The following is a 10,229-nucleotide window of genomic DNA, read 5'->3' as shown; positions in this document are numbered from 1 at the left end:
TGAAATGCATCAATGCAATTTGAATGACCGGTGGAGTTGTGCTTCCAGTGTTTTCACGCGTTCAGCCTGTTCTGGGTTTCCGGCGATGTTTTGTGTTTCCAGCGGGTCGGTTTGATGATCGTAGAGTTCGCGCTCAATAATACGGCCGTTTTTCTTTTCAAACCAGACCACGAAACGGTAGTGGTCCGTGCGAAGTGCGCGGCCTATGTATTTCTCGCGGAAGCGTGTGTGTTGGCTGAGGGCAACGGACTTTCTTTTCTGCTTAGGTTGTCGCAATGAGGGGACCAGACTTTCGCCTTCGAGGTGTGGTGGGTTTTTGAGTCCTGTCAGTTCGCAGATTGTAGGGTAGAGATCTACCAATTCTGCGAGATTGCGCGTGCGGCCTGGTTTGATTCCAGGAGCGACAATGAGGAATGGTACACGGGTGGCGATTTCAAAGTTGGTCATTTTGCTCCAGGCACTCTGCTCGCCGAGATGCCAGCCATGATCGGAACATAAGACAATGATCGTATTTGACAGACGATCCGTCTTCTCAAGTTCATGTAGCAGTCTTCCAATCTGAGCATCAACATAGCTCACGCAGGCAGCATAAGCCTGTAGAAGCTTAAGCTGCATTTCTAGGTCGATCAGACCCTGATTGGGGGCACCCAGGTAACTCCGCAGTTCATAACCATTCCATAAGGGACCCTCTTCGCGACTGGGTGGGTTCGGCATCGTGAGCTTTGCACGTAGCGCCGCTTTAACGTATCCATCTGAATTAAACCATGCCATCACAGGAGAGTTGTGTGGCGGCCTCTGGTTCTTAGCGAGCCACGACTTGTCGGGCTGATGGAGATCATAGTATTTCTTGGGGGCAATGAACGGGAGATGGGGACGGCGATATCCCACGGCGAGAAACAGTGGTTTCCCCAGCTTCTGTTTGTGCAGGGTACGAATCGCTTCATCCGTCATACGACCTGCGAAGAAGTGATTGTCGGGAACATCCGGGCTTTGCATCACCGGACAGGCAAACCGTTCGGCCACAATCGTCGGTCCTGCAGGGTTTGATTGATCGAAGATCTCCCACATCTCTCTCTTACGTCCGGGAAAAGCGGGGCTCGACCAGTCCGATGCCACATCCCAACCATCGTGATAGATCTTACCCAAGCCTCGAGTATGATATCCGTGGTCCTTCAACCAGCGCGCCATGGAAACGACATCAGGACGACGTTTACGGAATCGTGTTGCCGAATCATTGCGATGATCAAAGACGCCGATGGTATCAGGTCGCAGTCCGGTCATCATCGAAAGTCGGGAAGGCCCGCATTTGGCATACTGGCAGTAGGCACGCTCAAAAACAACACCAAGTGCTGCCAGCCGATCGATATTCGGAGTCTGCGCACGCGGATCGCCATAGCAACCCAGCATCGGCCGCAGATCATCAACGACGATCATCAGTATATTCGGACGATCAACCGCCGACGCGCCGACTGGCTGCCAGCAAAACACCAGGAAGGCAACAATATAAGTTTGGAATGACTTCGTCATCAGTTTTAAATATTCTTACAATGTTAAAAAACTGGGAAAGTGGTTTGTTTGTGCTGGTTCTGTGAAGTCTTTGGACTTTCAGCCATCTAAAGAAGCCATTTATTTGAGTCGTACCAAAACGCGTAGTCGTTTTACGTCATACTGCGAAGCGTTTGATGTAAAGGTCCAGTCGCGCGTTCTACCGGTACTGTTACCGATGCCGATGTCTGCATTGGGACCACTTTTCCACTGATTGATGGCAAAGATTGTTTGCTTCGCTTCAAAATTGTGGACCTGCATGCAACCATAACCATTGACGGGTGGACCAGTTTCATCGCCAAAGTCCCAGAGGCGGGAACTGGCGTTGGGAATGCTCATTGAATTGTTGGGGCCATAGTTGTTAGGCCAGAATTCAATGTTGCCGCCCGTCAAACCAGTGCCTGTCTTAATGCCGTTTACATTGGAGATAATATTTAAGTTGTCCACTTTCATTTGAAAATTTGCTTTGCTGCTGAAAGTGGGGATACCAAGTTTGGTAAGATCATCGGTGAAGGCATCCATTGAGACATAGACGTACTGCGTCTCCTCGCCGATTTTTTGCAGCTCCAGAAAGTAGGCAATCCGGTCGAACGGACTCTTGAAATCCTGGCTTGCATCGTGAGTGTACTTGATCTGCTGACCCAGGTTTTTCAAATCGAGGTCGTAAAGCAATTTGTACTCCTTTGCCTCATCGACCTTGAGAGATAACCAATCACGCTCCGGCACCTTGCCTGCACGGAATGGAACCGCCGGCAGGCCTTCCTTGTTCGCTAAGTTTGGTTCGGCCAGTTTGTGCCAGGCGAATCGCATTGCAGCTGCTTTTCTGACTTTGGGTGAGGAAAGAACGACTGAGTCGCCATCAATGACGGCTTTGGCCGGGACGAAGTCGGTGTCTTCACCAATGATTTCGAATAAACTGAGTGGCTTATCATCGCGAGACACAAGTCCGCTACCCACATGATTGAAGGTTACACGTAATTTCGCACCCTCTTTCTTCAGCGATTTAAATACAGGCCCGGAATGGACGATGTCTTTGCGTCCGTAAGTCTTCGCCAGTGCGATCAACGCAAGGCGTTTCCCGACATCCTGTTTATTTTTGGGATGGATATCCTGCAGGTTACCGATGTCATGAATGACCGCTTGACCTGTGTTCGGAATCTCCAGTGCTTTATTTTGCGCCTCCCAGAAGACAGGGAGGATGCTGGGCGATTCGCTTCCATATTGAAACGGTGCAATTTGAACATAGAGGAAAGGGAATTCGCCCTGATTCCAGACTTCGCGCCAACCACCGATCAATGCTTTCATTTTATCATAGTAAAGCATTCCCTCGCGATGGTTCGATTCCCCCTGATACCAGATCGCCCCTCTCATTGCGAAGGGAACCAGGGGATGAATCATGCCGTTATAAAGTGTGGTTGGGGAGCCTGGACTGGTCAGTGGCTGAATGGCGGTGGGATACTTGGGAGGAGGGGTTAATGGCGTCTTATCTTTGAGTGCTGTGTTTGCTTGTGCCAGCCATTTTTCGAGACCTTGAAGATAAGTACTTAGCGTTGATTGATACGAGGCGTTGGCCGGGTCCGTCAATTGTACCTGTTTCAGGATGTCGCTGAGGTTGGGCACAGCCGCAAAACCACAGGGGGGCGTCCAGGGTTCGATTCGCGTCCCACCCCAGGAAGAGTTAATCAGCCCAATGGGGACATCAAGGTCTTTGTGTAACTTGCGGCCGAAGAAGTAGCCCACTGCGGTGTAGTTACCTACTGTATCTGGCGAACAAATGGTCCACTCGGCTTCAACATCATCCTGAGGGAAACCGTTTGGACGTTTGGGAATTTTGATGTGACGAATTTTCCTATATTTGGCTGTTGCTTTTTCTTCTTCGAAGTCATTCGATCTGGAGACCGTCCATTCCATATTCGACTGACCCGAGCAAAGCCACACTTCACCAATCAGCACATCGGAAAGCGTGATCGTATTCGTTCCTTTGACATTTAAGGTGACCGGATCACCGACTTTCTGTGCGGGGAGTTTGACCATCCATTTCCCTTTGTCATCGGCGACTGTGGAACTGCTAGACCCACCCAGTTCCACTGAAACCATTTCACCCGGATCAGCCCAACCCCATACAGGAATGGGTTGATCGCGCTGCAAGACCATATGATCGCCAAAAATATGTGGCAGACGGACTTCCGCCTGACTCATCGTTGTGATGCAGAACAGAGTCAAGCAGGCAACAACGACCAGGAAGACACGTTTCAATTTCATAATGTTCTCTTTTAATTTAGAGGAATTTGAGATCGGGCAACAAAAGGCAAGTAAAAAGGAATGATCACGGTCCTATATCATCATGATTCACTAGTACATTGCACTACGCAAGGGAAATAAGAGGTAACCGTAAATTTTTTTTGTGACATAAAACGAGCATTCCAATAAAAAACTTGTCGGTTCTACAAAATCAATTAATATGGAAGCGTCAGTATTCGATTCGAATATTAACGGTGCTCTACTTTCTCAAATGGGAGTGATAATAATGAAAAGTGAAGCGTCACCCCAAGACAAGACGATTCAACCAACCTTTCGCTGGAAGCGTCTCATCCCGATTCTGCTGATCCTGGTTTTACTGGGACTAGGTATTTCATGGAAGTATGACTTATTTTCCTCATCAAAACCTGGTGCGCGGGAAAATGCAATCATGGTGATTGCACCCTATCGGTATCAGGGAACATGGGTGTTTGATGACGCTTCCGTTGGCTTGGTGCGTGAACCGTTTGTAGCCGGTGTCCCAGAAATGATTGATGTAATTGTCAAAGACATTCCTAGTGCCGATGATGGTTTTCGACTTTTATTTTCCGCGAAAGCGTTTCCCGGCTATCAGAAAAAACTAGTCTGGTTACGTGGAGATTCCGGCGGGAACTATTATCGGTTCGAAGATGATCCCATGGAAGGCTGGATCTGCCCGGCGATGTTCAAGTACTATTCCACCGCACCGAAAGAACTCTATGTAAAAGCAGAGTCAAAAAGCTGACTGTTTTATCGGTATACTGCTCTGGTTAGAAAACAAGACAATTACGCAATGATTTTGTCAATGACCTTACCATGCACGTCGGTCAGTCGGAAGTCACGGCCCGCAAATCGATAAGTCAAACGTTCATGGTCGATGCCAAGCAGGTGCAGCATTGTGGCGTGCAGATCGTGTGCAGAGACCGGGTTCTCGACAGCGCGGAATCCAAAGTCATCAGTGGCACCGTAGATCGTACCTCCTTTGATGCCACCACCGGCAAGCCACAGAGAAAAGCCCCAGTGATTATGGTCGCGGCCTTGTGCTGCTCCAGAACCATTCGTACCCATTTCCACCGAGGGGGTTCGACCAAATTCTCCCGTACAGAGAATGAGCGTTTCGTCGAGGAGTCCTCGTTGTTTAAGGTCGATGATTAAGGCAGCCAGACCTTGATCGCATTCGCCGGCCACTTTGCGATGGCTGGCATTGATATTCGAATGACTGTCCCACGGTTGCATGTTGCCGTGCCAGGTTTGTACGAAGCGCACGCCACGTTCGATTAGCCGTCGCGCCATTAACAATTGGCGATTCTGTGGTCCCTCTCCATAGAGCTCAAGAATGTGTTTGGGTTCCTGCTGGACATCAAAGGCGTCTGTCGCTTCAATTTGCATGCGATATGCGAGTTCAAAAGACCGAATACGGGCTTCCAGCGCTACTTCATTGGGACGATTTGCGAGATGACGATCGTTCATTTTTTGTAATAAGTCGAATTGAGATTTCTGTTCTTGTGGTGTAAGGCGATCGTTGTGCACGTATTCAATCAGTTGCTTTGGATCAGTTTTCGAAGTATCGACATAAGTGCCTTGATAAACGCCAGGCAGAAATGCCGAACGCCAGTTACCGGCACCACCGACGGGAAGCCCTCCGGGACAGAGCGCGATGAATCCCGGTAAATTCTGATTCTCCGAACCCATGCCCCAGGTCAGCCACGAGCCGAAGCTCGGACGTACCAGACGTTGGTCGCCCGTATTCATCAGCATGAGAGACATCTCATGATTAGGCAGTTCGACGTGCATCGATCTAATCACGGCCATTTCATCTACGCATTTCGATAGATGAGGGAAGATCTCGCTGATGGGAATCCCACTTTTTCCATGCTGTTTAAATTGAAACGGGGAAGGCAGGGCAACACCAGTTTTTCGTTCGGTTTGCAGATTGTCAAAAGGCAGCATCTGTCCGCCACGCTTTGTCAGTTCCGGTTTCGGGTCCAGTGTGTCAACTTGCGACATGCCGCCATTGAGAAAAACATGAATTACATGTTTGGCTTTACCGACAAAATGCGGTGCTGAACCAGTAGCAAGACTTTCTCGACCGAGGAGATGAGCCAGTGCCAACGAGCCGATTCCCATTCCGCTACGTTGCAAAAATTGACGACGGGAAAAATGTTGTTGATCGTACATAAGATTAATCCACGAAAACAAATTCGTTGGCAGCGAGCAAGACATGTGCCAGTCTTTGCCACGGGTTGGTTTTTGATTTTTCTTTTTGAGATCGAATGTAGTTGAGTGCGAGTTCTACTTCCTGTGGTTCCGGGGATCGGGAGTAAGTGCGCTGGTAGAGCAACCGTACTCGTTCCTCGTCAGTTTTTGCGGATACGATTTCCTTTAGAGAGGCGAGCGCCACAGCACGGTCTTGAATAAAACTGGAATTCAGTGCGAACAATGTTTGCTGAGGAACGTTCGTTTCAGGACGCTTGGCAGTACACGCATTAGGATTCGCTCCGTCGAAGGTACTCGCCATGCTGGATACAATATCGCGGTTTACAAATGCGTAGACGCTGCGACGCGGAACCACTGGTTTGGAGAGCAGGTTGAAGGGGCGGCCATCTCTTTGGGTATCGAGTTCACCAGATACCAGTAACATTGAATCCCGCATGGCTTCCATCTCAAGCCTGCGTCGAGGCATTCTCCAGAGTAGTTTGTTTTCGGGGTCTTTGATGCGCGCTTCACTATTTTCAATGGCTGCTTGTTGATATACGGCAGTCAGCATGATCTGTCGATGTAGTTTTTTTAATGACCAGCCCTCTTCCAGAAATTTTGTCGCCAGATAATCCAGTAGTTGAGGGTGCGTGGGTTGCTGGCCGCGCGTGCCAAAGTCATCGGGTGTGCGTACGAGGCCACGGCCAAAGTGATGTTGCCAGACCCAATTCACGATTACGCGTCGCGTTAATGGATTAGCCGGATCCACTATCGATTGGGCCAGTCCGAGTCTCTGCTTCCCTGGGATAAATGGATTAGAATTCGGTGCCGATAATGCACTCAGGAATCGCGCCTGAACCGGATTTCCCCGATCGATGGGATTTCCCCTGCGAAAGACATAAAACTCGTCAGTGAGTTTTTTCTCACGGAGTGTCATTGCTCGCGGCGGTGAACCGGGAGATGTCAGATGCAGGTTATCAATGGCGCCTTTGCGTCCTCTCACGTTGTCTCGAATTGGTCGATTGAGAAGAGTCATTGCAGTTTCATCTGTCATTGCTGTTGGGGTATTTGGTGCGTATAAGTGTTTTCTTAGTTGTCGGTTGACCGGACTGTTCGCAGCGAGGTGACGAGGATCTTCATCGGGAATAACTTTAGCACCAGTGCTTGCTTCAAGTGAAGTTCCTGTTAATACTTTTAACCATTGCTGATGTACCTCAGCGAAGAGTTTGCCGTACACGTCGGCAACTTCGAGCAGAGACTCTGGTTTCTGTCTGGTAATAGAGTCTAACACGCGCGGATTCCAGCGGGGGGCATTCGCAGTGAGTTTCTGCATGGCTGGTTGTTTTGCCGGATCGCCATTCTCTTTGGAAAGTGACTCAATTAATGCCAGACATCGATCATGGAAGTTTTTTGAATCAAGACGCGATAACCGATGCCATGGTCCAAACACAGGATCATTTTCGGCCAGTTTTTCCAGGTAGTTTCGCCAGCGATTCAACACAAGTGGTCGCAGGTCATCGGTACGGTATGAGAGAAAAACTGCCGATAAGTCTTGCTCGGGAGTTTGTTTTGCGAGCTCACGAAGATAGAGACCGACCTGCATTCGCAGTCGGCCGCGCATAATGGCACTTTGTTCGCGAACCATATCATCATGCTGTTCTTGACGTTGAGACAGTGCAGCTTGGTAACCACGATATGCTTTGGTATCGGGTGCCTGACCAATGATCGGCTGCCTCTGCGGTAAACTGCTACTGCCCAGTGTTGCATAGAGTGAGTAGTAATCGTCTGTGGGAATCGAATCGTATTTGTGGTCATGACATCGCGCGCAGGCAACAGTCAGCCCCAGGAGCCCACGCGTCACAACGTCGATCTGGTCATCAATTGTGTCATGCGGGTTCCGGAACTGCATGCCCACTGTCAGAAACCCGAGTGCTGCTAAAGCCGGATCATTTTCTTTCAGACCTAACTGGTCAGCGGCAAGCTGCTCTGTCACAAAGCGGTTATAGGGAATGTCTGCGTTCAACGCACGAATCACATAGTCACGATAAGTATAGGAAAAGGGGAACTTCTTAAATCCAATGGCGCTTCCGCCGTATGTATCAGCATATCGTGCAATGTCGAGCCAGTGTCGACCCCATCGTTCGCCATATTGGGGAGAGTTAAGCAGCCGGTCGATAACTTTTTCAAACGCCTGTGGAGACTTGTCATTCACGAAGGCTGTCACTTCGTCCCATGTTGGTGGAAGACCTATGAGGTCAAACGTGGCGCGGCGAATCAGTTGCCGCCGGTTGATGGGGGGTGACAATTCCAGTCCCTGAGTTTTCAACCGCACCAGAATGAAACGATCAATGTCTGTGATCGTTGTGTTGTCGACTTGCGGAAGTTCTGGCTTTTTAATGGGCTCAAACGCCCAGTGATCCTGGAAGGGAGCCCCTTCCTGAATCCATTGTTCCACAAGTTTGATCTGTGTAGCACTCAACGATTTACCTGTCTCAACCGGTGGCATACGCAGGTCGGGGTCCTTTGAGATAATACGCTGGAACAGTTCACTTTCATGTGGTTTCTTTGGGACGATCGCGGACTCCTTTGCGGCTGATTCCCTATCCAGTCGCAAATCAGCTTGACGATCACCGGCATCTGGTCCATGACAGTGCAAACAGTGTTCGGCCAAAATGGGGCGAATGTGTTCATTGAACCGCACCTCTGTAGCAAAACAGATGCATGTCTGAAAGAAGAGCACCAGAGTTAAAGAGCTGAGTACAGTGAATGACAGTCTGCGTTGATTCAGCATGGCAACCCTTCTTTCTCAGCGTCTGTCTGCATGAATTCATCTTCCGTTTCCGAGTCTAGTGAAAAGTATGCTTGCAGCCCGCTGGTATGCTGGCGCATCACCTGTTCCGCATGGTCAGGGTCACTAGATTGTAAGGCAGCAAGCAGTAGTCGGTGACCATTGGTCGTTACTTCAGATGTCTGGGCAGTGATGGCGCTGTGTCGACGATGCATGCCTGCGAGCCATAGCTCCAGTTGCGGGCGTAGTGTATGCCAGGCTGCCATCAAACGGGAATTGCAAGCAGCCCGGATGATCTCTTCATGAAAGGCAATGTCGAGATGTGTCAGTTTCAATAAGTCGCTCTCTTGCTCGGTTTGACGAATGTTCTCTTCTATGGCGGCAACAGCTTCTTCTGTGAGACGCAGACAAGCCAATCTGATTGCAGCCAATTCGAGTGCTTGTCGAAATTCGAGAATTTCATGCGCATCGGCCAGGGTCAGCTTCCGAACAATGGCCGTACCTCGGTCGTCGAATTCAAGCAGCCCTTCACCTGCTAATTGGAATTTTGCCTTACGCACAGAGGCACGACTGACGCCAAGTTGTGTTGCCACTTGTGCCTCAGCCAGTGCCGCTCCTGGCGATAATGTGCCTGACAAGATCGCCTCTCGCAGCTGCTTTTCGACATCGTCGCTAATCAACTGTTTTTGGATCTTGCGAAGGGGGATTTCGGTATTTGATGGGGGGGATTGTTGATTTAGCATGTTTTTAGATTAAATAGTCGACGGTCGACCGTCAACTAATAAACAAATAATTGTTTGTTTATATTATGATTTAAGAGTCCCATACGACTACTGTGCCTGTTAGTGATTAAGAATGATTCATTTCAGAGGACTTAATTAGGTTATGATCAAAAAAGTAACTTCGCTTGGCAGAAAGAGATGAAGTTGGCTCGATTTTTTTTCTGAGCTGAGAGAACTCTTTTAAAGCCTCGAGAGTATCTGCTTGTCCCTTCGAATAGACTGGTACTATCAAGACGAAATCGAACAGGTCATTCTTTAATGATTATTTGGATTATAATAGCAGTGATTCTCCTATGATTTCCTCGTACTGTTTGACATGAAACGGGTCAGGTTGCTTGTTTTAAGGGGTCTTTATAGGCAACAGGCATAGAGAGCGGTAACGCAATTCATAATTAAGGACTAAGTGCCTGTTGTGCTTGATTTTATTGGAGAAACTCCCCTGTTTCACTTGGTTTTCGAGTGTGAATTGGCTTAGAATCTCTCACTAAGTGAGTCAAACGGGTAGAGCGTGCGCGCAATTTGTGTGTTCGAACTCTTTCGTAACCTAAATATTAAACACCCTGAATTTGAAACTGAAGCACTGTGTTGACGATAGTTTGTGTTGAGGTAACAGCAGGGTAACAGGCATTGCAAATGCAGCT

Annotated in this window: 6 protein-coding genes; 1 reads left to right on the top strand and 5 read right to left on the bottom strand. The window is 48.9% G+C overall.

Going from position 1 to position 10,229, the window contains the following annotated elements; genetic code table 11:
• Positions 1–9 precede the first annotated feature (9 nt).
• Together V144x_RS26430 and V144x_RS26425 are read right to left on the bottom strand one after the other, a co-directional pair.
• On the bottom strand, positions 10–1,527 hold the full coding sequence (locus V144x_RS26430) for a sulfatase (protein ID WP_144989908.1): 1,518 nt from the start codon (positions 1,525–1,527) through the stop codon (positions 10–12).
• A gap of 99 nt (positions 1,528–1,626) precedes the next feature.
• Positions 1,627–3,807: a sialate O-acetylesterase gene (locus tag V144x_RS26425; RefSeq protein ID WP_144989906.1), complete on the bottom strand. Its 2,181-nt coding sequence runs from the start codon at positions 3,805–3,807 to the stop codon at positions 1,627–1,629.
• 265 nt (positions 3,808–4,072) lie between these two features.
• Here V144x_RS26425 and V144x_RS26420 point away from each other — a divergent pair, with 265 nt between their 5' ends.
• A complete protein-coding gene (locus tag V144x_RS26420) occupies positions 4,073–4,567 on the top strand; it encodes a DUF6717 family protein (RefSeq protein ID WP_197998649.1) in 495 nt (164 codons plus the stop codon).
• A 41-nt stretch (positions 4,568–4,608) separates the two neighbouring features.
• Here V144x_RS26420 and V144x_RS26415 read toward each other — a convergent pair whose 3' ends face one another.
• From V144x_RS26415 to V144x_RS26405, 3 genes are read right to left on the bottom strand one after another with little or no spacing between them, the layout of a single operon-like run.
• On the bottom strand, positions 4,609–6,000 hold the full coding sequence (locus V144x_RS26415) for a DUF1501 domain-containing protein (protein WP_144989904.1): 1,392 nt from the start codon (positions 5,998–6,000) through the stop codon (positions 4,609–4,611).
• Positions 6,001–6,004: 4 nt separating this feature from the next.
• Positions 6,005–8,809 (bottom strand): PSD1 and planctomycete cytochrome C domain-containing protein, encoded by a 2,805-nt coding sequence (locus tag V144x_RS26410; RefSeq protein ID WP_144989901.1) that lies wholly within the window; start codon positions 8,807–8,809, stop codon positions 6,005–6,007.
• Positions 8,803–9,549, bottom strand: a complete 747-nt coding sequence (locus tag V144x_RS26405; RefSeq protein ID WP_144989899.1) for a GntR family transcriptional regulator — start codon at positions 9,547–9,549, stop codon at positions 8,803–8,805. Before V144x_RS26405 ends, V144x_RS26410 begins: the two co-directional genes overlap by 7 nt.
• Positions 9,550–10,229 lie beyond the last annotated feature (680 nt).

The sequence above is a fragment of the Gimesia aquarii genome, from assembly GCF_007748195.1.
Taxonomy (GTDB): domain Bacteria; phylum Planctomycetota; class Planctomycetia; order Planctomycetales; family Planctomycetaceae; genus Gimesia; species Gimesia aquarii.
The sequence above is the reverse complement of the archived record's forward strand: the minus strand, read 5'-3'. Positions and strand labels throughout refer to the sequence as shown.

Coding starts and splice junctions, on each gene's coding strand:
- V144x_RS26425 (WP_144989906.1), bottom strand. CDS start 3,807: ATGAAATTGAAACGTGTCTTCCTGGTCGTTGTTGCCTGCTTGACTCTG.
- V144x_RS26420 (WP_197998649.1), top strand. CDS start 4,073: ATGAAAAGTGAAGCGTCACCCCAAGACAAGACGATTCAACCAACCTTT.
- V144x_RS26415 (WP_144989904.1), bottom strand. CDS start 6,000: ATGTACGATCAACAACATTTTTCCCGTCGTCAATTTTTGCAACGTAGC.
- V144x_RS26405 (WP_144989899.1), bottom strand. CDS start 9,549: ATGCTAAATCAACAATCCCCCCCATCAAATACCGAAATCCCCCTTCGC.
- V144x_RS26410 (WP_144989901.1), bottom strand. CDS start 8,809: ATGCTGAATCAACGCAGACTGTCATTCACTGTACTCAGCTCTTTAACT.
- V144x_RS26430 (WP_144989908.1), bottom strand. CDS start 1,527: ATGACGAAGTCATTCCAAACTTATATTGTTGCCTTCCTGGTGTTTTGC.